This window comes from Paroceanicella profunda, assembly GCF_005887635.2.
Lineage (GTDB): Bacteria > Pseudomonadota > Alphaproteobacteria > Rhodobacterales > Rhodobacteraceae > Paroceanicella > Paroceanicella profunda.
This window is the reverse complement of sequence record NZ_CP040818.1, coordinates 2,694,935-2,718,419: the sequence shown is the minus strand read 5'-3', so window position 1 is coordinate 2,718,419 and position 23,485 is coordinate 2,694,935. Positions and strand designations below refer to the sequence as shown.

Below are 23,485 nucleotides of genomic sequence, written 5' to 3'. Positions count from 1 at the left end.
GAGGCGGAGCGCAGCAGGCCCGCGGCACGGCGGCGCGGGGGGCCAAAGCCGTGCGCGATGCGCAATCGTCTGGCCCTCGCCCGCATCCTGCGCTATTCCCGCGCAAAGGACTTTCGCAGGACGGAACGCATGGCACGCATCCTCATCACCTCCGCGCTTCCCTACATCAACGGGATCAAGCACCTGGGCAATCTCGTGGGCTCGCAGCTGCCCTCGGATGCCTATGCCCGCTTCATGCGGGCGCGTGGCCACGAGGTGATGCTGATCTGCGCCACCGACGAACACGGCACCCCCGCCGAACTGGCCGCCGCCAAGGCCGGCAAGCCGGTGGACGCGTTCTGCCGCGAGATGTGGCAGGTCCAGAAGGACATCGCCGACGGCTTCCGCCTGAGCTTCGACCATTTCGGCCGCTCCTCCTCCCTGCGCAACCGCGCGCTCACCCAGCATTTCGCCGGCAAGCTGTTCGAGGCCGGGCTGATCGAGGAGGTCTCCGAGCGCCAGGTCTATTCCAACGCCGACGGCCGCTTCCTGCCGGACCGCTACATCGAGGGCACCTGCCCGAACTGCGGCTATGACAAGGCGCGCGGCGACCAGTGCGAGAACTGCACCAAGCAGCTCGACCCCACCGACCTCATCAACCCGCATTCCGCCATCTCCGGCTCCACCGACCTCGAGGTGCGCGAGACCAAGCACCTCTACCTGCGCCAGTCCGCCATGCGCGCCCGCCTCACCGAGTGGATCGAGAGCAAGACCGACTGGCCGGTGCTCACCACCTCCATCGCGAAGAAGTGGCTCAACGACGGCGACGGGTTGCAGGACCGCGGCATCACCCGCGACCTGGACTGGGGCGTGCCGGTGAAGCGCGGAACCGAGGACTGGCCGGGCATGGAGGGCAAGGTCTTCTACGTCTGGTTCGACGCGCCGATCGAATACATCGCCGCTACCGCCGAATGGGCGGACGCGCACGGCCTGCCCGACAGCGCCTGGCAGCGCTGGTGGCGCGAGGACATGGGCGCCGGGGATGTCCGCTACGTGGAGTTCATGGCCAAGGACAACATCCCCTTCCACACCCTCTCCTTCCCGGCCACCATCATGGGCTCGGGCGAGCCGTGGAAGCTGGTGGACTACATCAAGGGCTTCAACTGGCTGCTCTACGAGGGCGGCAAGTTCTCCACCTCGCAGGGCCGCGGCGTGTTCATGGACCAGGCGCTGGAGATCCTGCCCTCGGACTACTGGCGCTGGTGGCTCCTGTCCAACGCCCCCGAGAGCTCGGACAGCGACTTCACCTGGGAGGCCTTCCAGGCCGGCGTGAACAAGGACCTCGCCGACGTGCTGGGCAATTTCGTCTCGCGCGTCACCAAGTTCTGCCGCTCCAAGTTCGGCGAGACCGTGCCCACGGGCGGTGCCTACGGCCCGGCCGAACAGGCCGTCATCGAGGCCATCGCCCCGCGCCTGAAGGCCTATGAGGGCCACATGGAGGCGATCGAGATCCGCAAGGCCGCCGGTGAGCTGCGCGCGATCTGGGTGATCGGCAACGAATACCTGCAATCCGCCGCGCCCTGGGCCAGCTTCAAGACCGACCCGGAGGCCGCCGCGGCCTGCGTGCGATTCGCGCTCAACCTCATCCGGCTCTACGCGGTGCTCTCGCGCCCCTTCATTCCGGATGCATCCTCCGCTATGCTCGACTCGATGAAGGCCGACGATGCCTGGCCCGGCGATCTCGGCGCGGCCCTGGCCGCCCTGCCCGCCGGACACGGCTTCAGCGTGCCGGACAATCTCTTTGCCAAGATCGATGACGCGACGCGCCTCGAGCTTGAGGACCGCTTCGGCGGGCGCGACTGACAGGAACCGGGGGCGACGATCTCCGGATGTAACGCAGGGAATTCTCTCCACCACGGGTTGCATTGTCGCGGCCCGCGGCGTTTAACATCAGGGTGATCTTCCCTTCGATCACCCGAATTCCTATCTGTGAGCACATGCAGCACGATGTTCTGATTCAGGAAATCCAGGGGTGGCTCCTGGACGAAACCCTCCGCGACCCGGACATCGTTCCCCTGTTCGCGTCGCTCTGTGCGCGGCTGCGCGCGGCAGGCATTCCGCTGGACCGCGCGGCCCTCACCTGGCCGACCCTGCATCCGCTGTTCCAGGCCGAGCAGATCTACTGGCGGCGCGACAGCGGCACCCAGTTCCACCAGTATCGCCACGACGCCGGCATCTCGGAAGCCTTCCTGTCCTCTCCGTTCCATCACGTGATCTCCAACCAGATCTCCCGGCTCAGGCGCAAGCTCACCGGGCCGGACGCGCTGCGCGATTTCACCGTGCTCGACGACCTGCAGTCGCAGGGCTACACCGACTACCTGCTCACTTCGACGAGTTTCCGCATTGCCCGGGTGGAGCGTGCGACCTCCAATGCCACCGGCATCCTCGCAAGCTGGTCCACCCGGCGCACCGACGGGTTCTCCGATGACGACATCGTCGCCCTGTCGCGGATCCAGAAGGTGTTCGCCGTGGCCTGCCACGCCGCGATCCAGATGCGGGTGATGCAGGCGCTGGGCGAGGCCTATCTCGGGCGCATCGCCGCGCACCGGGTGTTCGCCGGCGAGGCCCGGCTGGGCGACGGCGCCGAGATCCGCGCCGTGGTCTGGTTCTCCGACCTGCGCGGCTCCACCTGGCTCTCGGGCCACATGACCCCGTCCACCTATCTCGACTACCTGCGCGACTACTACGCCTGCACCGCCGAGCCGGTGCTGGCCGAAGGCGGCGAGATCCTCGATTTCATCGGCGACGGCGTGCTGGCGATCTTCCCGGTGAAGGGCGATCTCGGCGGCGCCGAGGCCGTGCGCGCCGCGACCCGGGCAATGGAGGGCGCGCTCGACCGGCTGGAAAGCTACCGCCGCAACCCGGAACACGCGGAGATGCAGTTCTCCATCTCCCTCGCGCTGGGCGACGTGATGTTCGGGAACATCGGCGTGCCCACGCGCCTGTCCTTCTCGGCCATCGGCGAGGTGGTCAACACCGTCGCGCGCATCGATGACCTGAGCAAGACCGTCGGCCGCTCGGTGCTCGCCACGGAGGAGATCGCCTCGGTCGACCCGGACCTCTGGCTGCCCATCGGCCCGGCCAATCTCGCCGATCATGACCGCCCGTTGCCGCTCTACGCCCCGCGCTGCGGCCGCGACATCTTCGACGAGGACCAGCTGCGCAGCCGCTTCCTCGCCCGCCTCGCCAGCTAGGACGCCCGGTCCCCGGCGGGAGACGTCCTCGCAAGTTAGAACGCCCGGTTGCCGGTGGGAGAAGCACCGGAGTCGGGCCGGAAAGGTCAGCCGTCCGGTCACGGAGTGTTGCGGGCCACGCCAGCCAGGACCCCGCACCCGATCTTCGAGACGGTGAGCCGGGAGTGTCGGCGATCCGGTCACGGAACGTCACAGGCCGCGCCGGCCAGAACCCCGCGCCCGGTACTCGACAGGGAGAGCCAGGGGTTGAGCCAGGAATGTCCGCGATCCGATCACGGAACGTCTCCCGGTCTCCCGGTCTCCCGGTCTCCCGGTCTCCCGGTCTCCCGGTCTCCCGGTCTCCCGGTCTCCCGGTCTCCCGGTCTCCCGGTCTCCCGGTCTCCCGGTCTCCCGGTCTCCCGGTCTCCCGCAGAAAGAGTGCCGGGGTTCGGCTGGAAGCGTCAACGCTCCGGTCACGCAGCATCACCGCGCACGCCCGGCAAGACCTCGCGCCCGGTGGCCGGCGGGGAGAGCGGGCGCGGGGCCGGAAAGGTCGGCGCTCCGGGCCCGGAGCGTCACGGGGCCGCGGGGCGGGCGGCTGGTGCCGGCGGTCAGCCGCCACGCAGGCGGGTGACGCGCTCGGTGAGCCATCCGGCCTGGTATCCCAGCTCGAAAGCCCTCAGGAAGTCGCGGTTCGCGGCGTCGGTCTGCCCGTTCGCATCGAGGATCTGTCCGCGCAGCACATGCGCCTCGGCCCATTCCGGCTTCAGGCGGATGGCCTGGCTCACGTCCTCCAGCGCCTGTTGCGGCGCGCTCTGGGCCCGGGCGCGGCCACGCTCCAGCCAGGCGCTCGAATCGTCGGGATGGGCGCGCAGCACACCGTCGAAATCCCGCACCGCGTCCAGCGTGCGCCCCGCGGCGGCCAACGCCAGCCCGCGGTTGTAGAGCGCGTTCACGTCGCGCCCGTCGCGCCGCAGCACCGCGTCGAAATCCTCCACGGCCTTCTCCGGCGCGCCGCGGCGCAGGTAGAGCGTGCCGCGGCCGAACAGCGTGTCGCGATCGGAGGGTTTCATCGCCAGCGCCCGGTCGTAGTCCGCCAGCGCGGCGTCGAACTGGCCCATGCGCTCGTGCACGAAGGCCCGGTTGGGGTAGATGGCGAACAGGCGCGGGTCCCGCCGCGCCGCGTCGTCGAGCGCCTGCAGCGCGCGTCCGAGGCTGTCATAGGCCGCGAAGGCCATGGCCTGGTTCACCAGGGCGCGGGCCTGCTCCGCCGTGGTCAGGTTGCCGCTCTTCAACACCCGGGCGCAGGCCTGGGCCGAGGTCTGTGGACGGACCGAGGCATCGGCGCAGGTGTCGAGATCATTCGCCCGGGCGGCCACCGGCAGCGCCAGAACGGCGAGAAGAAGGAAACCTGTCGGGATGGGGCGCATCGGCAAAGCTCGTCCGTTCCTGTGAAGCAGGACTGGCAATCTAGGGCAGATGGCGCGGATTGGAAGCCTGCACGCGCCCGGCGGTCAGAGTGCCGCGCGCGCAACCGGTCGATCCGGGCGCCGGTATGGCCTGCGCACCAGGCCTGTCGGGGTGCATGTCGGCCTGTGCGGCCGGCGCATCCGAACGCCGTAACCGCCCGTTGGGCAACCCATTTGCACGCGGCGCCCGAAGCCGCATGCCGTCCTGCGCCTGCGTCCGGACGACGCCGGCGCGCCGTCATCCGCGGGGGGAGCCGTCTTGCTCCCGGCCCGACCGTCCCTCCCCTGCCCGCGCGCTTCCGGGCCGCACAACCGCGCGCCCGTGCCCCGCTGACCCACCGCGCAAGCCGGCGACTCGTATTCCGCACGGCACCCGAGGAACCCTGCCTCCCGCATCCCGCACGGCACCCGCGGGGGCGTGCGTCCCGCTTCCCACCCGGCACCGGCAGGCACATGCGCACCGATTACCGCCCGGCACCGGCGGGCAGATGCACACCGCGTCCCGCACGGCACGCGGAGCACGAGTGCGTCGAGGCCCCGGCGGGACGCGCGTGCGCCGGGTCCGTCACGGCTCCGGCGAAGTTGTGCGTTCCGAGTGCGGCCCGTCCCCATGCGGACGCGCACAGGAGCTTGCGCGAATATGTCAGGGGGCCTTCCATATGAGGCGCACATCGGCGTATACGGAAACAGGGGCCCCGGGGCGCCGGGCCGGCCGCCTCTGCGCGTGCGGGGCTTGTGGACCGGGGGAGCCTGCCGCCGATCCGCGCCCCCTGCGCCGCGCGGTGTCCCGCCTGCCGGGGCGCCGGCCCCGGGGTGGGCCCGCCTGTCCACCTGTCACCTTCCCGGAGCCGTGATGCCCGTCGCCCAAGCCGCCCCTCATGCCGCCACCCTGCGCCCGGCGCGGGACAACCTGCGCGGTGCGCTGTGGATGCTGGTCTCGGTGCTGGTCTCCAGCGCGATGACCCTGGGGGTGCGCGAACTCTCCGCCACGCTGAGCCCGTCGACGCTGGTGCTGCTGCGCTCGGCGATCACGCTGCTCGCCCTTCTGGGGATGATCGCGGTGGTGCCGCGGCTGCGCCGGGGCACGCGCTTCTCGCTGCCCTGGCACCACCTCGTGCGCGGGGTGCTCACCGGGGTGTCGATGCATCTCGGCTTCTACACCATCGCCCACCTGCCGCTGGCAACGGCCACAATCCTGTTCTTCACCGCCCCGATCTTCGCCACGCTTCTGGCCGGGGTGTTCCACGGCGAGAAGGTGGGGCCGCGGCGCTGGACGGCCTCGGCACTGGGCTTTCTCGGCGCCGTGGTGATCCTGCGGCCCACGGCGGAGAGCTTCGACATCGCGATGCTGGCGGCGCTGGCCTCCTCGCTGCTGCTGGCGCTGGCGCTGTCGATGTCGCGGCGGCTGGCGGAGACGGACGGTTCCTTCTCCACCCTGCTGTCCTCGGCCGCGGTGACGATGCTGATCTCCGTGCCCGCCGCCTGGCCGGTGCTGGAGTTGCCCGACACGCCCTGGCTGTGGATGGTGATGCTGGCCATGATCGCGGCGGGCGCGATGCGCGGGCTGGCCGACATCCAAGCCTATCGCTTCGGCGAGGCCGGCCTGCTGGCCCCGCTCACCTACCTGCGGCTGGTGCTGCTGGGTGCTGCGGGCTACCTGATCTACGCCGAGACGCTCGACGCCGCCACGCTGGCCGGCTCCGTCATCATCATCGGCTCCACCCTCTACATCGCCCGGCGCGAGGCACAACTGCGCCGCCAGCGCCGCGCCGCCTGAGCCCGGCGGCGCCGAAAGTCATTCGGGCCCCGCCGACGGGCGGCGCCACCATGCCTCATCGCCGAGCCGCGACATCGGGCATCGGAAAGGGGCGCGACGGGGGACCGGCCGATGGCAGGCGGGCGCAACGACATCGCCGGACCCGGCGGGCCCGACCCTCCCCGCTGGCGCCGGTCCGCCCTGCCGGATGTCGCGACGCCGGGGGAAACCCTCGAACGGACGACCTTGCTTTCGGCTTGGGCGGCCAGCGGGGCGAAGACCGCTCCTGCCGAACCGTTTCCGCTCAGGCGCCGCGACGGCCTGCGGCGGTCTGTCCTCCGGTCAGGCCCCTTCGATACGTCTGGCATGGTTCCCGCTCATGGCGCGAAATGCCGGCCTCGCGCCCGCCCCGGCGGCGACCATGCCCGAGGGCGAGGCCGGCGCCTGCCCAAGGCTGACGCCTCAGCCCATCACCCGGCGGGCGCGCAGGGCGGCGGAGATGGTGCCGTCATCGAGGTAATCCAGTTCGCCGCCCACCGGCACGCCCTGGGCGAGCGAGCTCACCGCCACGCTGCAGCCGGCGAGCGCCTCGGCGATGTAATGGGCGGTGGTCTGGCCGTCGACGGTGGTGCCGAGGGCGAGGATGACCTCGCGCACATCGACGCTGCCGGCCAGCGCCACCAGGCGCGGCAGGCGCAGGTCCTCCGGCCCGGTGCCGTCCAGCGCGGAGAGCACGCCGCCCAGCACGTGGTAGCGCCCAGCGAACACGCCGGTGCGCTCCATCGCCCAAAGGTCGGAGACATCCTCGACCACGCAGAGAAGGCCCGGGTCGCGGCGCGGGTCCGCGCAGATCGCGCAGATGTCCGACGTGCCGATGTTGCCGCATTCCACGCATTCGCGCGCCGTGGCGGACACATCGGTGAGCGCCTGGGCCAGCGGCTCCAGCATCAGGCTGCGCTTCTGGATCATTGCCAGAACCGCCCGGCGGGCGGAGCGCGGCCCGAGGCCCGGAAGCCGGGCCATCAGGTCGATCAGCCGTTCGATTTCCTTGCCGGCCCCGTCACTCATAGGCGTCACTCATCGGTGTTCCTCATCCGCGCACCTCGCCGGCGTCCCGTATCCGCGGTGGCCCGGCCCGCTGGTTCCATGCCCGCCTTGCCCGGTCGCGCGGTCCCGCACGGCCCCTCACCTGGCCCGGCCCGTCACCTGCCCTGCGGGCCGGGCGCCGCCGGACCCTTGCAGGGTCAGAACGGCAGTTTCATGCCGGGGGGCAGCGGCATGCCCTCGGTCACGCTCGCCATCTCGGCCTGGGCCTTCTCCTGGCCCTTCTCCTGCGCGTCCTGCACGGCGGCGACGATCAGGTCCTCGACCACCTCGCGGTCCTCGGCGGAGAAGATCGACGGGTCGATGCTGACCCGCTTCAGCAGGCCCTTGGCCGAGACCACGGCGCGGACCATGCCGGCGCCGGCGCTGCCCTCGGCCTCGATCTCCTCCAGCCGGGCCTGCGCATCGGCCATCTTCTGCTGCATCTCCTGCGCCTGCTTCATCAGCTTCGACATGTCGCCGAGACCCTTGAACATCGCTCACATCTCCTCGCCAAACGGATCCAGCGGATCCCAGTCATCCGGCACGTCATCCGGGTCGATGGGCACATAAGCCTCCACGTCCGGTTCCGCCAGTGCCGCGGCGTCGCGCACCTCGCGGATCTCGGCACCGGGGAAGGCGGCCAGGGCGGCCTGCACGAGCGGGTGCTGAAGGGCACGGCCCTGCAGATCCTGGCGGGTCTCGGCCTTCTTCTCCGAGATGGTCGTGCCGCCGCCGGACCCGGTGATCGACACGCCCCAGCGCGCGCCCGTCCAGGTCTGCAGCCGTTGCGAGAGATTGGCGGCAAGCTGCGGCGGGGCGTCGCCCGCCGGCTCGAACTCGATGCGTCCGGGAGCATAGCTCACCAGCCGCAGATGGTTCTCCACGTCGACCAGCAGCTTCACGTCGCGCTTTGCCGAGATCAGCGCCACCACGTCCTCGAAGGTGGCGTAGCGGGCCAGCGGGTCCTCCGGGCGCGGGGCCCGGGCGAGGGCGGCCCCCGCCCCGCCGGCGATCACCGCCGTGGGCCCGCGCAGCGGCGCATGCACCGTGCCGGCCGGGCCGCCCCGCGCGGTGGTCATGCCCCCGCCCGGCGATCCGGCGGGCGCCCCGCCCCCGCCCGGCGCCGGCGGCACGGGCTGCGCGGACAGCCGGCGCACCAGCTCCTCCGGGCTCGGCAGGTCGGCCACATGGGTGAGGCGGATGATCGCCATCTCCGCGGCCATCATCGCGTTGGGCGCGGTGGAGACCTCCTCCAGCGCCTTCAGCAGCATCTGCCACATGCGGGTGAGCGCGCGCATCGGCAGGCGGGTGGCCATGTCGCGGCCGCGCACCCGCTCGTCGGGGCCGATGGTCGGGTCGTCCGCCGCATCGGGCGAGATCTTGACCACCGACACCCAATGGGTGATCTCGGCCAGGTCGCGCAGCACGGAAACCGGGTCCGCGCCGGCGGAATACTGCTCGCCCAGCTCGGCCAGCGCGCCGGCGGCGTCGCCCTGCATCACCAGGTCGAAGAGGTCCAGCACCCGGCCGCGGTCCGCGAGGCCGAGCATGGCGCGCACCTGCTCCATCGTGGTCTCGCCCGCGCCATGGGCAATCGCCTGGTCGAGCAGCGACAGCGCGTCGCGCGCCGACCCCTCCGCCGCGCGCGCAATGAGCGCCAGCGCGTCATGCGCCACGGCGGCGCCTTCCTTCGCCGCGATGCCGGCGAGGAACGTCACCATCACCTCCGGCTCGATGCGGCGCAGGTCGAATCGCTGGCAGCGCGAGAGCACGGTCACCGGCACCTTGCGGATCTCGGTGGTCGCGAAGATGAACTTCACATGCTCGGGCGGTTCCTCCAGCGTCTTCAGCAGCGCGTTGAAGGCGGAGGTGCTGAGCATGTGCACCTCGTCGATGATGTAGACCTTGTAGCGCGTCTCGGTGGGCCGGTAGGGCACGGAGGCGAGCAGCTCGCGCATCCGGTCCACCTGGGTGTGGGTGGCGGCGTCCATCTCCAGCACGTCCACATGCCGGCCCTCGGCAATCGCCCTGCACGGGCCGCAGACGCCGCAGGGCTCGATGGTCACGCCCCCCGTGCCATCCGGCCCGACGCAGTTCAGCCCGCGCGCGATGATGCGGGCCGTGGTGGTCTTGCCCACCCCGCGCACCCCGGTCATCACGAAGGCATGGGCGATGCGGTCGTTCTCGAAGGCGTTGCGCAGGGTGCGGACCATCGCCTCCTGCCCGAAGAGATCGGCAAAGGTCGAGGGCCGGTACTTGCGGGCCAGGACATGATAGGCGGCTTGCTCGGTCGTGCTCATCGCTCTCTCGGAAGGGGGGTGGGGTCTTGCGCCAGCCTAAGCCCTGCGCGGCGGGGTCACAAGCGCCGCCCGGCCAGGGAGCGGAGTTTCACCACGCGAGGGCGGGTGCGGTCCCCCCGGCGGGCAGCGGGCGTCCGCAGGGCCCGCGGCACGCGCGCCCGATCCCGGGAGGTGAGGCAGGAGCCGCTGCGCGGAGTTCACCCCCATGGGCACGCCGCCGCCGGAGCGGCTACCGGGGCGCCTTCCCCCCTCCGGGACTCCGCCCTCTCAGCCCCGCCGCCCCAGTTCGGCGCGCAGGTCCGACAGCCGGACCCCGCCGAGCGCCAGCGCCGGGGCGAGGTAGGCCAGCCCCCCCGCCACCACCAGCCCCAGCAGGGCGAGGTAGCGCAGGCCCGGCTGGTAGAACGCCGGGCCGAGCACCTGCAGGCCGCCCCAGGTCACCAGCCCCATCACCGCCGAGGCGGCGAGGAGGCGCGGCAGGCGGCGGCGCAGGCGGGCATCCGGCGCGGCCGCCGCGCCGAAGGCCCGGGCGCCGCGCCAGAGCTGCAGCGCCATGGTCCAACCCGCCACGCTGGTGCCGAGGGCGGCGGCGGAGAAGCCGATCACCGGCGCCAGCCCCAGCGCCACCCCCGCGTTCACCAGCATGGACCACAGGGCGAAGCGGAACGGGCTGCGCGTATCGCCCCGCGCGAAATAGAGCGGCTGCAGCACCTTCTGCAGCACGAAGGCCGGCAGGCCGGCACCATAGATGGCCAGCGCCAGCGCGGTCGGCCCCACGTCCGATTCGGCGAAGGCGCCGCGCCGGAACAGCACCGAGATCAGCGGGTGCGCCGCCACCACCAGCGCCACCGCCGCCGGCAGGGTGAGGAACAGCGCGAATTCCGTGGCGCGGTTGAAGGCATGGCGGCCGCCCTCGGTGTCGCCCCTCTCCAGCCGGCGGGAGATGTCGGGCAGCAGCACGATGCCGATGGCGATGCCCACCACGCCCAGCGGCAGCTGGTAGAGCCGGTCGGCGTTGGTGAGCCAGGGGATGGCCCGGTCGAAGAACGAGCCCACCTGGCGGCCCACCAGCAGGTTCACCTGCACCACGCCGCCGGCCAGCACCGCCGGGCCCGCCACCGCCAGCAGCCGGCGCATGTCGGGTGAGAGGCGCGGCCGGCGCAGCCGCAGCGCGAAGCCCATGCGCCGCGCCGCCCACCACACCGCGGCCAGTTGCGCAATGCCCGAGACCGGCGTGGACCAGGCCATCGTCAGCCCCATGTCCCAGCCCCGCGCCTGCGCCAGCAGCATGGCCGCGATCAGCACGACATTCATTAGCACCGGCGCCGCGGCGGCGGCCATGAAGCGCCCGCCCGCGTTCAGCAGCCCGCCCAGCAGCGCGGTGAGCGAGATGAACAGGATGTAGGGAAAGCAGATCCGCCCGTAGGCCACCGCGAGGTCGAAGCGCGAATCCCCCGCGAAGCCTGCCGCCATGCCCAGCACCAGCCAGGGCATGGCCAGATGCGCCAGCAGCGACACCGCCAGCACCACGGCGAAGAGCCCGGAGAAGGCCTCCTCGGCAAAGCCGCGCGGGTTGTCCCCCGCCTCCAGCCGCCGGGCGAACATCGGCACGAAGGCGGTATTGAAGGCGCCCTCCGCGAAGAACCGGCGGAACATGTTGGGCAGGGTGAAGGCCACCGTGTAGGCCTGCGCCACCGGGCCCGTGCCCAGGTAGGCCGCGATCATCACGTCCCGCGCGAAGCCGACGACCCGGCTGGCCAGCGTCCACGCCCCCACCGAAAGGAACCCACGAAACAGCGACATCGGCGCACCCGCTCCCGGCCACCGCCCCCGCCGCCGGGGGCTGATGCCTCGCGCGGTTTGAGCAGGTATTGCGCGCAAGGTAAACCGCAACCGGTTCGGCCGCGCGCCCCGCGTCGCGCTCCCGGCGCATGGCGCGCGTGGCGCGCTTTCATCGCGTGGCGCGAGACGCGCCCTCATCGCACCGCGCGCGAGACGCGCCCTCATCGCGTGGCGCGAGACGCGCCCTCATCGCGTCGCACGTGGCGCGCTCTCATCGCACCGCGCGCGTGGCGCGCCCCGATCGCGCGGCGGCCGGACGGGGAGCGCCGTGGCCCGCCGAGCCCGCATCGTCTGCGCCCGGGGGCCGGCGATCACCTCCGCGGCCTGCGGAGAAGGCGGCCCTTGAATGCGCCCGGCACCGGCGCCGGGACGTCCCCCGGCCGGGGCCGGCGCCGCGCGCCAGATCCCGGGCGGGAGCGACCGCCGTCCGGCTGCGCCTTGCTTTCGGCCTGCGGGAGGAGGAGCGGCGCCAGCCCATGTCGGCGCAGATGGTCCGCGCGGCACATATCGCAGGCCCGGAAAACGCGAAACCCCGCCGGAGCGGGGTTTCTGGGTGAGAGGCTGAACACGACCCGAACGGGGCTCGTTGTGGCTGCTTCCTTCCGGACCTGACCAGGTTGGCGAGGCGTCCGCCCGCGCCAACCTCTCGCCGCACGATATAGGCCAGCGGCGCGGCGGGATCAACCCCGCGATGCGCGCCACGCGCGCCTCACAGCGCGGCAAGCAGCCGCGCGGTTTCCTCCACCCGGTCATCCTCGATGGCGCGGGCCACGTCCTCTCCGGTGAGCGCGCCGAACTTGAAGCCGTGGCCCGAATCGGCGGAGAGGCTGATCACCCTGCCCTGCTGGCGCAGGAAGAAGCGCTCCTCCTCCGCCATGAGGTAGAAATTCGCCACGGTGGCGCGCGGGATGAACCGTTCCGCGCCCTTCATCCGGCCGAGGTAATGCGAGAGGATACGGTCCGTGTCCGCGTCCGAGGCCTCGCGCTCGCGCGCCGGGTCGCCGGCGCGGGTGTCCAGCCCGCAGCCGAATTTCGCCGGCAGGCCCAGCATGGGCGGCATGCCCCAGAGGTCGTCGCCATCCCCGAGGTCGATCCAGCAGGGCGCGTCCTCCCACAGAGGCAGCAGGTCGGGGGGGATGTCGGCGTAGACGACCGTGCAGCGCCGCGGCTCGGCGCCGGGCACCGGCACGGGCGAGATGTCCGGCAGGGTGACGCCGGTTGCCAGCACCACGAGGTCGGCGGAGAAGGAGCCGCGCGGCGTCTCCACCCGGCCGGCGGCGGCGTCCACCCCGGTCACCGGCGTGTGGGGGTGCAGGCGCACCCCGCGGCCGGCCAGCCACTCCGCCAGCCCCGCGAGGATCCGGTCCGCCAGCAGCGCGCCGCCCTGCCCGGTCCAGAGCGCGGAGCGCACGCCCTCCGTCTCCAGGTGCGGGAAGCGGGAGGCGAGCTCCTCCGCCGGCAGCACGCTGTGGGCGATGCCATGCGCGGCCAGGCTGATGCCGGCGCGCTCCGACCAGTCGCCCGGCGCGCGGCTGAGCGCCACCATGCCGCGGGGCACGTAATGGGTGGCGCCGAGATCGCGCCACACCTCCTCCCAGGCCGCCAGCGCCGCGCCGAAGCGGCTGGCGTAGACCGGGTGGTCGGCGTAATGCGGCCGGATCAGGCGGTGGAAGTCATGGGAGGCGGCATGCGGGTTGGGCAGCGGCCCGGCCTCGAGCAGCTTCACCTCCCACCCCCGGTGGACCAGGGCCCTCGCGGTGCACAGCCCGTTGATGCCCGCTCCCACGACCAGCGCCCGACGTGACATGGACTTCATGCTGCACTCCCGCTTGATTGCCTGCGGCGCGCACATTGCGGCCGCGCGGCGGATGATGCAAGCTGCGCCCACCCAAGGCCGCCCCCGCGCGGCCATCCCAGACAGTCCGGGGCCCGGTCGCAGACGGCGGCCGCCCCTCCGGACCATCCAGCACGAGGCGGGGCCACAGCCCGGATATGACGACCCTGGAATCCGACATCACCTTCGGTGCCGAACGCATCGACCGCGCCGCGCACCTGCGCTCCGAAGCCTCCGGCCTTCTCACCCACCCCGACGCCCGGACCCTGGCGATCTGGCGCGGCAAGCCGCTGATGCGCCTCAGCCCCGGCCCGACGCTGGCCTGGCTGCCCACCGATGCCGCGGCGCTGGCCGTTGCGCGGGATGCGCCGGTCTTCCTGGGGCTGGAGGACGGCGCCCCGCGCTTCAGCCATGACGTTTCGGCCTGGGAGGACCCGGAGGCCGACGCCGCCGGCATGGCCGAATTCGTCGACCGCACCGCAAACGCCTGGCCCGGCCTGCCCGAGGACCACGCCTTCTCCGACCTGCGCGCCCTGATGGCCGAACTCTCGCCCGATGACGCCGGCGACGCGGCCATGGCCAAGGCGGTGCTCGGCTGGCACGAGACCCACCCGTTCTGCGCGCGCTGCGGCACGCGCACCGAACCCGCCCAGGGCGGCTGGCAGCGCGACTGCCCGTCCTGCGGCACACACCACTTCCCGCGCACCGACCCGGTGGTGATCGTGCTCGCCACCCGGGGAGACCGGGTGCTGCTCGGGCGCTCGCCGGGCTGGCCGGAGGGGATGTACTCCCTCCTGGCGGGCTTCGTGGAGCCGGGCGAGACGGTGGAGGCCGCTTGCCGCCGCGAGGTGTTCGAGGAAGCGGGCATCCGCCTCGGCGCGGTGCGGATCCTGGCCAGCCAGCCCTGGCCCTTCCCGGCCTCGCTGATGATGGGCTGCGCGGCGGAGGCGCTGGGCACCGACATCACCGTCGACCCCGCCGAGATCGAGGACGCCCGCTGGGTCACCCGCCAGGAGGTGATGGAAAGCTTCGCCGGCCTCTCGCCCTGGCTGCGCGCCGCCCGCAAGGGCGCCATCGCGCGCACCCTGCTGGAGGCCTGGGCCGCCGGGAAGGTGTGACGTCGGGGGGCACACCCCCGGCACCCCGCAGCGGCCCGGGCACCCGCCCGCGTGCCGGCCCCGGGGGCTCTGGCGCACGGGCCTCACCCCGCGCAGAACCTCGGGCGCCGCACGCGCCGCAACGCAGAGTGCGGAGAGCCGATCCGGCGACTCGCCCGCCGGCACTCGTGGAGAACGGAGCCACACGCCCGGGCACTTCTCCCGACGCGCCGCGCCCCGGGTGCCGCACCCGCTGCGGCGTACTGATCAGGCGTCCCACCCGTGGGCACCCGTTCATAGCGGAGCCGCCAGCGCAAGCGCTTCGGCCGACGTGCTGCGCCCCAGGCAGCCCCGGGTGCCGCACCCGTCGCGGCGCAGCCTGTAGCGTACTGATCTGGCGTCTCGCACATGGGCACCCGCTCACAAAGGAGCAGAAGCCCGAACGCTTCACCCGACGGATTGCGCCCCCCGCAGCCCCCGGGTGCCGCACCCGCTACAGCGCAGGGTGCCGGTCGGCGTCTCACCCGCCGTGGCGCGGAGTACGGCGTCCTGATGGGACGTTTCGCCCGTGGCAGCCCCGGCAGAGCGGACGGCCACCGGGCCCGGCCCGCCGGCCTGGACGGTGTGGGCGCGACACCGGCGCAAGGCCGCTGCCGCGATGCGGCAGGCGGTGCCGGAGTCAGCCCGCCGCCTGTTCCTTGCGCAGCGCCGATGCGGGGTAGACGCCCAGGATCGCCACGTTGGTGGTGAAGTAGCGCAGTTCCTCCAGCGCGCGGCGCACATGCGCCTCCTCCGGGTGGCCGGTGATGTCGGCGTAGAACTGCGTGGCGGTGAAGGCGCCGCCCACCATGTAGCTTTCCAGCTTGGTCATGTTCACGCCGTTGGTGGCGAAGCCGCCCATCGCCTTGTAGAGCGCCGCGGGGATGTTGCGCACCTGGAAGACGAAGGTGGTGATCACGTCCGGCTCCTGCGGCGCCGCCTCGATCTTGCGCGGCGACATCACCAGGAAGCGGGTGGTGTTGTGGCTGTTGTCCTCGATGTTGCGGGCCAGCACCTCGAGCCCGTAGATCGAGCCGGCAAGCTCCGAGGCGAGCGCAGCGCGGGCCGGGTTCGCGTCCTGCGCGACGTGCTTGGCCGCACCGGCCGTGTCGGAATCGGTCACCCGGGCGATGTCATGGCCTTCGAGGAAGCTGCGGCACTGGCCCAGCAGCACCGTGTGGCTCACCGCCTCGCGCACGTCCGCGATCGTCGCGCCCGGCACGCCGAGAAGGCAGATGTGCACGCGCACGAAATGTTCGCCCACGATGTAGAGGCCGGAGCCCGGCAGCAGCGAGTGGATGTCGGCCACGCGGCCGTAGGTGGAGTTCTCCACCGGCAGCATCGCCAGTTCGGCGCGGCCTTCGCGCACCGCGGCGATGGCGCCCTCGAACGTGTTGCAGGGCAAGGGTTCCATCTCCGGAAACGCCTCTGCGCAGGCCTGGTGGGAATATGCTCCGAGTGCGCCCTGGAAGGCGATGCGGCCCTGCGTGGTATTCATTGATTCATATCCTCAAGCATAGGATCGGCACGGCGAATGGTCGCGCCTTCTACACCTTGCGGTGGCCATGGGGAAGCGGCTAAAAATCCTGCAGGGCGTGCATGCGACGCGGTGAATACTGTTGCGGATGCCGGCCCGGCCTCTTCGGACGGGGTCATCTGCCCTCCGCCCCGGCGGAGGAGAGGGAGAAGCGCGTGCCGCCCTGACGGCCGCGAGCAGTGGTCCGCATATCGCGGGCACCGGCACCCGCCGCGCGCGGGCAACAGCAACGGCCCGTCACGGCGGGCGATAGCAATGTGCCCGGGCAAAGCCGGGCGGGAGCAAAGGTAAGAACCCTGATGAACACGATGGAGATCACCAAGATCGTCGCCGGCCTCTGTGCCAGCCTGCTGGTCTTTCTGGGCGTGCGCTTCTTCATCGCCGATCCGTTGTACTTCGGCAGCGAGCACGGCGAGGGCGAAGCCGCCTATGTTCTTGAAGTGGCCGAATCCTCCGCCCCCGCCGACGAGGCCGAGGAGGTCGACTACGCAGCCCTCGTCGCCCAGGCCGACCCGGCCAACGGCGAGAAGCAGTTCAGCAAGTGCAAGTCCTGCCATAAGCTTGAGGAAGGCGCGAACGGCGTCGGCCCCTCGCTCTACCACATCGTGGGGCGCGACATGGGCAGCCTGCCCGGGTTCAACTACTCCTCGGGCATGGCCGAGGCCGAAGGGGAGTGGACGGCGGAGAAGATCGCCCATTTCCTCCACAAGCCGAAGGATTTCGTGCCCGGCACCAAGATGAGCTTCGCAGGTTTCCGCGACTACCAGGACGGCGCCGACGTGGCCGCCTACCTCGCCGCGCAGAACTGACCGGGCGCTGCCCCGTCCACGCCGGGCGGCGCGCAGGCCCGAAGGGTCTGCGTCGCGCCTGCCGGGCTGCGGGGGCCGGAGGCCCCCTCGGCGAGGCAGGCGTTCCCCCCGTCGGCCCCTGGGCGCCGTCCCGCGCCGCAGGGCCTCGGTGTCACCGGGCCCGGTCACCGCATGTCCCGGTCACTGCATGTCCCTGTCGCTGCATGTCCCTGTCGCTGCATGTCCCTGTCTCTATATGTCCCGGTCTCTGCATGTGTCCCGGCTGCGGCGTACCCCGGGCCCGGAGCGCGCGGGCGGTTGCGGTGTGGCGGCGTCCTGCAACTCCGGAATGACAGCCCGTTCCGGGCGCGGCACATGCCGGTCGCGCCCGTTCCGCCGGGCCGGAGCACGGGCTGGTCCCGGCCCCGGGCCCCGGTCGCTGCACATCCGGTCACAATCGCGCGGGTTGCGCCATGTTCCGGACCGATGGGCCGGGTAGCGGCTTGCAACACCCTGCGCGCGCAAATACCCTCCACCGGGAATTCCGCAACAGGGAGTTGCCGATGAGCCTTGTCCCCCGTTCCGCCCCTTGGCGTGCCGCCTTCGCCGCGATCGCGATGTTCGCAGCCCACCCCCTGCCGCTCGGGGCCGAAACCGGGGCCGATGCCTCAGATGCCGTCACCATCTCGCACGGGCTCTCGGTGTTCGGTGACCTGAAGTACCCCGAAGGCTTCCCCCATTTCGACTACGTGAACCCGGACGCCCCCAAGGGCGGCCTGCATTCCACCTGGGCCTTCGGCACGTTCGACAGTCTCAATCCGTTCATCCTGAAGGGCAATTCCGGCCAGGGCCTGGGCCTGCTCTTCGACAGTCTGATGACCGGCTCCGCCGATGAGCCCGACAGCCAGTACGGGCTCGTGGCCTCGAAGGTGGAATACCCCGCCGACCGCTCCTGGGTGATCTTCGACATGCGCCCGGAGGCGACGTTCTCCGACGGCTCGCCGCTCACCGCCGATGACGTGGTCTTCACCTTCGAGACCCTGCGTGACAAGGGCACCCCCTCCTACGCGATCCAGTTCCAGGATTTCGAGAGCGTCGAGGCGCTGGACCCCCACAAGGTGAAATTCACCTTCCGCGCCGGCGCCTCCACCCGCGACCTGCCGCTCACCGCAGGCCAGATGCCGATCCTCTCCAGGGCCTATTACGACACGCATGACTTCACCGAGTCGACCATGACCCCCCCGCTCGGCTCCGGCCCCTACGCCGTCGAGCGCGCCGATCCGGGCCGCTCCATCACCTTCGAGCGGCGCGACGATTACTGGGCGAAGGATCTCCCGGTGAACGTGGGCCAGAACAATTTCGACGAGATCCGCTTCGAGTATTACGGCGACTACACGGCCGCCTTCGAGGCCTTCAAGGGCGGCGGCTACAATTTCCGCGAGGAGTATCTCTCCAAGCTCTGGGCCGAATCCTACCACTTCCCCGCCATCGACAAGGGCTGGGTGAAGACCGAGGTGATCCCGGACGCCACGCCCTCCGGCACCCAGGGCTTCTGGTTCAACATGCGCCGCGAGAAGTTCCGGGACCCCCGGGTGCGCGAGGCGCTGGCCATGGTGTTCAACTTCGAATGGTCCAACAAGGCGTTGTTCTACGACCAGTACAAGCGCACCGCCTCCTTCTGGGAGAATTCCGAGCTGAAGGCGGAGGGCATGCCGACCCAGGCCGAGCTGAAGCTGCTGGAGCCGCTGCGCGCGGACCTGCCGGAAGCCGTGTTCACCGAGCCTGCCTACGTGCCGCCGGTCTCCTCCACCGAGCGCATCGACCGGCGGGTGCTGCGCCAGGCCGGCAAGCTGCTCGACGCGGCCGGCTGGACGGTGCGGAACGGCCTGCGCACCAATGCGAAGGGCGAGGTGCTGAGCCTGGTGTTCCTCAATGACAGCCCCTCGATGGAGCGCATCATCACGCCCTATGTCGACAACCTCCGGCAGCTCGGGGTGGACGCCTCCCTGCGCTCCATCGACGCCGCCCAGGAGGAGCAGCGCCGCAAGAGCTTCGACTACGACATCACCTCCCAGCGCTACGTGATGTCGATGTCTCCGGGCGACGAGCTGCGCCAGATGTTCGGCTCGCAGAGCGCGGAGACCCCCGGGTCGGCCAATCTCACCGGCCTGTCGAATCCGGCGGTGGACACGCTCATCGCCGACATCGTGAACGCGCGGGACCGCGACGAGCTGAATACCGCCGTTCACGCGCTCGACCGGGTGCTGCGCGCCATGCACCTGTGGGTGCCGAACTGGTACAAGGGCAGCCACACCATCGCCTATCTCGACGTCTTCGGCCGGCCGGACCCCCTGCCCGCCTATTCCATGGGCGAGCTGAGCCTGTGGTGGTGGGACGAGGCCAGGGCCGCGAAGCTCCGCGCCGAAGGCGCGCTGCGTTGAGCCGCGCGGGAGGTCGCTGAATGGGAGCCTACATCCTGCGGCGTCTGCTGCTGATGATCCCGACCCTGCTGGGCATCATGATCATCAACTTCGTGCTGGTGCAGTTCGTGCCCGGCGGCCCGGTGGAACAGGTGCTCGCCCAGATCAACGAGGGGCCCGGGGCGGGCATGGAGCGGCTCTCGGGCGGCGGCCAGGAGGTCACCTCCGGCGGATCGGGAGACTACCAGGGCGGCAAGGGCCTGCCGCCGGATTTCGTGGAGAACCTCAAGAAGCAGTTCGGCCTCGACAAGCCGCCGCTCGAGCGCTTCCTGATCATGCTCAAGAGCTACGTGACCTTCGACTTCGGCGAGAGCTACTTCCGCTCCATCTCCGTGGTGGACCTGGTGCTGGAAAAGATGCCGGTGTCGATCACGCTCGGGCTCTGGTCCACGCTCATCGCCTACATGATCTCGATTCCGCTGGGGATCGCGAAGGCGGTGCGTGACGATACCGCCTTCGACACCTGGACCTCCGCAGTCATCGTGATCGGCTATGCCATTCCGGCCTTCCTCTTCGCCATCCTGCTGATGGTGCTCTTCGCAGGCGGCTCCTACTGGCAGTGGTTCCCGCTGCGCGGCATCGTGTCGGAGAACTGGCATCAGCTCGGCTGGTGGGACCGGATCGTGGATTATTTCTGGCACATCACCCTGCCGGTGGCGGCGCTGACCATCGCCGCCTTCGCCCAGCTCACCCTGCTCACGAAGAACTCCTTCCTCGACCAGATCCGCATGCAATACGTGATGACCGCCCGCGCCAAGGGCCTCACCGAGCGCCGGGTGCTCTACGGCCACGTGTTCCGCAACGCGATGCTCATCGTGATCTCCGGCTTCCCCGGCCTGTTCATCTCGGTGTTCTTCGGCGGCTCGCTCATCATCGAGTACATCTTCTCGCTCGACGGGCTGGGCCGGCTGGGCTTCGAGAGCGCGATGCAGCGGGATTACCCGGTGGTCTTCGCCACGCTCTACGTCTTCGGCCTGATGGGGCTCTTCGTGCAGTTGCTGACCGACCTCACCTACATGCTGATCGATCCGCGCATCGACTTCGCCAGCCGGGAGACCTGACATGCCGCGGCTGAACCCCCTGCAGCGCCGGCGGCTGGCGGCCTTCCGCTCCAACCGCCGGGCGTTCTGGTCCCTCATCGTGTTCTCGGTGCTCTTCGTGCTGGCGCTCTTCGCCGAGTTCCTGGCCAATGACCGGCCGCTGCTGGTCTCCTACCGCGGGGAGTGGATGACCCCGGTGTTCACCTTCCACCCGGAGACCGCCTTCGGCGGAGATTTCGCCACCGAGGCGCAATACACAGACCCGGTGGTGCAGTGCCTCATCGTCTCCGGCGGGCTGGAGTCCTGCTTCGACGACCCCGAGGGCGTGAAGGCCCAGGCCGGGACCGGCACCGTCGACGGCGCGGCGGTGGAGCGCGGCTGGATCCTCTGGCCCCTCATCCCCTACAGCTTCGACACGGTGAACTACGATGTGGACCGCGCGCCCTCGCCGCCGGACGCGCACCACTGGCTGGGCACCGATGACCAGGCGCGCGACGTGGTCGCCCGGGTGATCTACGGCTTCCGCATCTCCATCCTCTTCGCGCTGGTGGTGGGCGTCGTCTCCTCGGCGATCGGCATCGTGGCGGGCGCCGCGCAGGGGTATTTCGGCGGCTGGGTGGACCTGGTGTTCCAGCGCCTGGTGGAGATCTGGGGCAACACGCCGAGCCTCTACATCCTGATCATCCTCTCGGCGATGTTCACCATGACCTTCTGGCTGCTCACCCTGCTGATCGCCTTCTTCAGCTGGACGGCGCTGGTGGGCGTGGTGCGCGCCGAGTTCCTGCGCGCGCGCAACTTCGAATACGTGCGCGCCGCCCGGGCGCTGGGGGTGCGGGACTGGACGATCATGTTCCGCCACGTGCTGCCGAACGCCATGGTCGCCACGCTCACCCTGCTGCCCTTCATCATCACCGGGGCGATCGGCGGTCTGGCCACGCTCGACTATCTCGGGCTGGGGCTCTCGGCCGCCTACCCCTCGCTGGGAGAGCTGACCCTGCAGGGCAAGAACAACCTGCAGGCGCCCTGGCTGGGCTTCACCGCCTTCTTCACCTTCGCCATCATGCTCTCGCTGCTCGTGTTCATCTTCGAGGGCGTGCGCGATGCCTTCGACCCCCGGAAGACCCTGAAATGACCCTGCTTTCCGTTCGCGACCTCAGCGTGCGCTTCGGTGACGCCGCCGCGGTGAAGGCAGTGAGCTTCGACATCTCACCCGGCGAGACCGTGGCCCTCGTGGGCGAGAGCGGCTCCGGCAAGTCGATCACCGCGCTGTCCACCGTGGCGCTGACGCCCGACAGCGCGGCGCTCACCGGCTCGATCCGCTACCGCGACCAGGAGATGGTGGGCGCCTCCACGGCGCTGCTGCGCAAGGTGCGCGGCAATGACATCAGCTTCATCTTCCAGGAGCCGATGACCTCGCTCAACCCGCTGCACACCCTGCGCCGGCAGATCGGCGAGAGCCTGAAGCTGCACCAGGGCCTCACCGGGGCCGCGGCGCGGGCGCGCATCGTCGAGCTGCTCACCCAGGTCGGCATCCGCGACCCGGAGACCCGGCTGGAGGACTACCCCCACACGCTTTCTGGCGGGCAGCGCCAGCGGGTGATGATCGCCATGGCGCTCGCGAACAACCCCGACCTGCTGATCGCCGACGAGCCGACCACCGCGCTCGACGTCACCATCCAGGCCCAGATCCTCGACCTGCTGCGCGAGATCCAGACCGCGCGCGGCATGGCCATGCTGTTCATCACCCATGACCTCGCCATCGTGCGGCGCATCGCCGACCGGGTCTGCGTGATGAAGGACGGCGAGATCGTCGAGACCGGGCCGGTGGAGCGGATCTTCTCCCGCCCGGAGCACCCCTACACCCGGATGCTGCTGGCCGCCGAACCCTCCGGCGGGCCGGACCCGGTGGCCCCGGGCGCGCGCGAGATCCTGCGTGCCGAGCACCTGAAAGTGTGGTTCCCGATCCGGCGCGGGCTGCTCAACCGCGTGGTGGGCCACGTGAAGGCGGTGCAGGACGCCACGCTGCGCGTCCACGCCGGGGAGACGCTGGGCGTCGTGGGCGAGAGCGGGTCGGGCAAGACCACGCTGGCGCTGGGCCTGCTGCGGCTGGTGTCCTCCGAGGGGCCGGTGGTGTTCATGGGCCGCGACATCCAGGGGCTGCGCAACAAGGCGCTGCGCCCGGTGCGGCGCGACCTACAGGTGGTGTTCCAGGACCCCTACGGCTCACTCTCCCCGCGCATGTCCGTGGAGCAGATCGTGGCCGAGGGGCTGGGCGTGCACGGCGTGGAGCCGGGGTCGGACCGGCGCGAGAGCGTGGCGCGCATCCTGGCCGAGGTCGGGCTGGACCCCGCGATGATGGACCGCTACCCGCATGAGTTCTCCGGCGGCCAGCGCCAGCGCATCGCCATCGCGCGCGCCATGGTGCTGCGCCCGAAACTGGTGGTGCTGGACGAGCCCACCTCCGCGCTGGACATGACCGTGCAGGTGCAGATCGTGGACCTGCTGCGCGCGTTGCAGGCGCGCCACGGGCTGGCCTACCTGTTCATCAGCCACGACCTGCGCGTGGTCCGCGCGCTGAGCCACCAGGTGATGGTGATGCGCCAGGGCGAGGTGGTGGAAGCCGGGCCGGCACAGGCGCTGTTCGAGGCACCGCAGCACGCGTACACCCGCACCCTGCTGGCCGCCGCCCGCGCGAAATGACCCTGTGGCCGCGCCGCCAGGGCTGAAGCAGGCGCGGCGGCCCGCCCCTGCCGCGGCTCCGCCCGGACCCTCCGGCCCGGCCCGCGCCCTCTTCCGCGACCGGATGAGACGCAGGCCACACGGTCCGGGCCGCGGTGCCGCCGGCGTCCCGAATGACAATCCGAACCGCAATCCGGCGCGCGCGACCCGAGCCGCATCCGCCCTGCCCTCGATGGTCACCTCGCAGGCCCCGAACCCGCGGTCGACCCGGCTCCGGGTCGAGATCGCGTCCAGCGCCCCGCTGCGCTGCTCAGGCCACGGCTGTG

The 23,485-nt window shown here is 71.1% G+C and carries 16 protein-coding genes and 1 other RNA gene; 9 read left to right on the top strand and 8 right to left on the bottom strand.

Annotation, left to right across the window (positions count from 1 at the left end):
* Positions 1 to 129: 129 nt before the first annotated feature.
* Positions 130 to 1,842: a methionine--tRNA ligase gene (metG, locus tag FDP22_RS12110; protein WP_138573309.1), complete on the top strand. Its 1,713-nt coding sequence runs from the start codon at positions 130 to 132 to the stop codon at positions 1,840 to 1,842.
* Positions 1,843 to 1,976: 134 nt separating this feature from the next.
* On the top strand, positions 1,977 to 3,233 hold the full coding sequence (locus tag FDP22_RS12105) for an adenylate/guanylate cyclase domain-containing protein (protein WP_138573307.1): 1,257 nt from the start codon (positions 1,977 to 1,979) through the stop codon (positions 3,231 to 3,233).
* A 590-nt stretch (positions 3,234 to 3,823) separates the two neighbouring features.
* Here the strand turns inward: FDP22_RS12105 and FDP22_RS12100 are convergent.
* Positions 3,824 to 4,642: a tetratricopeptide repeat protein gene (locus FDP22_RS12100; protein ID WP_138573305.1), complete on the bottom strand. Its 819-nt coding sequence runs from the start codon at positions 4,640 to 4,642 to the stop codon at positions 3,824 to 3,826.
* A gap of 892 nt (positions 4,643 to 5,534) precedes the next feature.
* On the opposite strand from FDP22_RS12100, the gene FDP22_RS12095 reads away from it, so the two are divergent.
* The gene (locus FDP22_RS12095) at positions 5,535 to 6,458 is read left to right on the top strand and encodes a DMT family transporter (protein ID WP_170317675.1); all 924 of its coding nucleotides are present in this window, start codon (positions 5,535 to 5,537) and stop codon (positions 6,456 to 6,458) included.
* 441 nt (positions 6,459 to 6,899) lie between these two features.
* Here the strand turns inward: FDP22_RS12095 and recR are convergent, their stop codons facing one another.
* The 6 genes from recR to FDP22_RS12065 all read right to left on the bottom strand — a co-directional run bounded on the left by recR (position 6,900) and on the right by FDP22_RS12065 (position 13,481).
* On the bottom strand, positions 6,900 to 7,505 hold the full coding sequence (gene recR / locus FDP22_RS12090) for a recombination mediator RecR (RefSeq protein WP_138573301.1): 606 nt from the start codon (positions 7,503 to 7,505) through the stop codon (positions 6,900 to 6,902).
* 176 nt (positions 7,506 to 7,681) lie between these two features.
* Positions 7,682 to 8,017: a YbaB/EbfC family nucleoid-associated protein gene (locus tag FDP22_RS12085; protein WP_138573299.1), complete on the bottom strand. Its 336-nt coding sequence runs from the start codon at positions 8,015 to 8,017 to the stop codon at positions 7,682 to 7,684.
* A 3-nt stretch (positions 8,018 to 8,020) separates the two neighbouring features.
* Positions 8,021 to 9,823 (bottom strand): DNA polymerase III subunit gamma/tau, encoded by a 1,803-nt coding sequence (locus FDP22_RS12080; RefSeq protein ID WP_138573297.1) that lies wholly within the window; start codon positions 9,821 to 9,823, stop codon positions 8,021 to 8,023.
* A 267-nt stretch (positions 9,824 to 10,090) separates the two neighbouring features.
* Positions 10,091 to 11,626, bottom strand: a complete 1,536-nt coding sequence (murJ, locus tag FDP22_RS12075) for a murein biosynthesis integral membrane protein MurJ (RefSeq protein ID WP_138573295.1) — start codon at positions 11,624 to 11,626, stop codon at positions 10,091 to 10,093.
* A gap of 590 nt (positions 11,627 to 12,216) precedes the next feature.
* Positions 12,217 to 12,314, bottom strand: an RNA gene (ffs, locus tag FDP22_RS12070) — signal recognition particle sRNA small type.
* A gap of 60 nt (positions 12,315 to 12,374) precedes the next feature.
* The gene (locus FDP22_RS12065) at positions 12,375 to 13,481 is read right to left on the bottom strand and encodes an NAD(P)/FAD-dependent oxidoreductase (RefSeq protein WP_170317674.1); all 1,107 of its coding nucleotides are present in this window, start codon (positions 13,479 to 13,481) and stop codon (positions 12,375 to 12,377) included.
* 176 nt (positions 13,482 to 13,657) lie between these two features.
* Here FDP22_RS12065 and nudC point away from each other — a divergent pair, with 176 nt between their 5' ends.
* Positions 13,658 to 14,617, top strand: a complete 960-nt coding sequence (nudC, locus tag FDP22_RS12060) for an NAD(+) diphosphatase (protein WP_138573291.1) — start codon at positions 13,658 to 13,660, stop codon at positions 14,615 to 14,617.
* Between the two features lie 658 nt (positions 14,618 to 15,275).
* Here nudC and FDP22_RS12055 read toward each other — a convergent pair.
* Complete coding sequence (locus FDP22_RS12055) at positions 15,276 to 16,133, bottom strand: prephenate dehydratase (protein ID WP_138573289.1); 858 nt, start codon at positions 16,131 to 16,133, stop codon at positions 15,276 to 15,278.
* A 338-nt stretch (positions 16,134 to 16,471) separates the two neighbouring features.
* Between FDP22_RS12055 and FDP22_RS12050 the strand changes: the two genes are divergently transcribed.
* The 5 genes from FDP22_RS12050 (at position 16,472) to FDP22_RS12030 (ending at position 23,180) form a co-directional block, all read left to right on the top strand.
* Positions 16,472 to 16,981 carry a c-type cytochrome gene (locus tag FDP22_RS12050; protein ID WP_239031762.1) on the top strand — a complete coding sequence of 170 codons (510 nt, stop codon included), beginning with the start codon at positions 16,472 to 16,474 and terminating at the stop codon, positions 16,979 to 16,981.
* A 542-nt stretch (positions 16,982 to 17,523) separates the two neighbouring features.
* The gene (locus FDP22_RS12045) at positions 17,524 to 19,401 is read left to right on the top strand and encodes an extracellular solute-binding protein (protein ID WP_138573287.1); all 1,878 of its coding nucleotides are present in this window, start codon (positions 17,524 to 17,526) and stop codon (positions 19,399 to 19,401) included.
* Between the two features lie 20 nt (positions 19,402 to 19,421).
* Entirely contained in the window at positions 19,422 to 20,501 is a 1,080-nt protein-coding gene (locus tag FDP22_RS12040) for a microcin C ABC transporter permease YejB (RefSeq protein ID WP_138573285.1), read from the top strand.
* A gap of 1 nt (position 20,502) precedes the next feature.
* Complete coding sequence (locus FDP22_RS12035; RefSeq protein WP_138573283.1) at positions 20,503 to 21,612, top strand: ABC transporter permease; 1,110 nt, start codon at positions 20,503 to 20,505, stop codon at positions 21,610 to 21,612.
* A complete protein-coding gene (locus tag FDP22_RS12030) occupies positions 21,609 to 23,180 on the top strand; it encodes an ABC transporter ATP-binding protein (RefSeq protein ID WP_138573281.1) in 1,572 nt (523 codons plus the stop codon). Before FDP22_RS12035 ends, FDP22_RS12030 begins: the two co-directional genes overlap by 4 nt.
* Positions 23,181 to 23,485: the final 305 nt, after the last annotated feature.

Excerpts from the sequence above, each read along its gene's own strand:
- metG (WP_138573309.1), top strand. The coding sequence starts at position 130 with ATGGCACGCATCCTCATCACCTCCGCGCTTCCCTACATCAACGGGATC.
- FDP22_RS12105 (WP_138573307.1), top strand. The coding sequence starts at position 1,977 with ATGCAGCACGATGTTCTGATTCAGGAAATCCAGGGGTGGCTCCTGGAC.
- FDP22_RS12100 (WP_138573305.1), bottom strand. The coding sequence starts at position 4,642 with ATGCGCCCCATCCCGACAGGTTTCCTTCTTCTCGCCGTTCTGGCGCTG.
- FDP22_RS12095 (WP_170317675.1), top strand. The coding sequence starts at position 5,535 with ATGCCCGTCGCCCAAGCCGCCCCTCATGCCGCCACCCTGCGCCCGGCG.
- recR (WP_138573301.1), bottom strand. The coding sequence starts at position 7,505 with ATGAGTGACGGGGCCGGCAAGGAAATCGAACGGCTGATCGACCTGATG.
- FDP22_RS12085 (WP_138573299.1), bottom strand. The coding sequence starts at position 8,017 with ATGTTCAAGGGTCTCGGCGACATGTCGAAGCTGATGAAGCAGGCGCAG.
- FDP22_RS12080 (WP_138573297.1), bottom strand. The coding sequence starts at position 9,823 with ATGAGCACGACCGAGCAAGCCGCCTATCATGTCCTGGCCCGCAAGTAC.
- murJ (WP_138573295.1), bottom strand. The coding sequence starts at position 11,626 with ATGTCGCTGTTTCGTGGGTTCCTTTCGGTGGGGGCGTGGACGCTGGCC.
- FDP22_RS12065 (WP_170317674.1), bottom strand. The coding sequence starts at position 13,481 with ATGAAGTCCATGTCACGTCGGGCGCTGGTCGTGGGAGCGGGCATCAAC.
- nudC (WP_138573291.1), top strand. The coding sequence starts at position 13,658 with ATGACGACCCTGGAATCCGACATCACCTTCGGTGCCGAACGCATCGAC.
- FDP22_RS12055 (WP_138573289.1), bottom strand. The coding sequence starts at position 16,133 with ATGAATACCACGCAGGGCCGCATCGCCTTCCAGGGCGCACTCGGAGCA.
- FDP22_RS12050 (WP_239031762.1), top strand. The coding sequence starts at position 16,472 with ATGAACACGATGGAGATCACCAAGATCGTCGCCGGCCTCTGTGCCAGC.
- FDP22_RS12045 (WP_138573287.1), top strand. The coding sequence starts at position 17,524 with ATGAGCCTTGTCCCCCGTTCCGCCCCTTGGCGTGCCGCCTTCGCCGCG.
- FDP22_RS12040 (WP_138573285.1), top strand. The coding sequence starts at position 19,422 with ATGGGAGCCTACATCCTGCGGCGTCTGCTGCTGATGATCCCGACCCTG.
- FDP22_RS12035 (WP_138573283.1), top strand. The coding sequence starts at position 20,503 with ATGCCGCGGCTGAACCCCCTGCAGCGCCGGCGGCTGGCGGCCTTCCGC.
- FDP22_RS12030 (WP_138573281.1), top strand. The coding sequence starts at position 21,609 with ATGACCCTGCTTTCCGTTCGCGACCTCAGCGTGCGCTTCGGTGACGCC.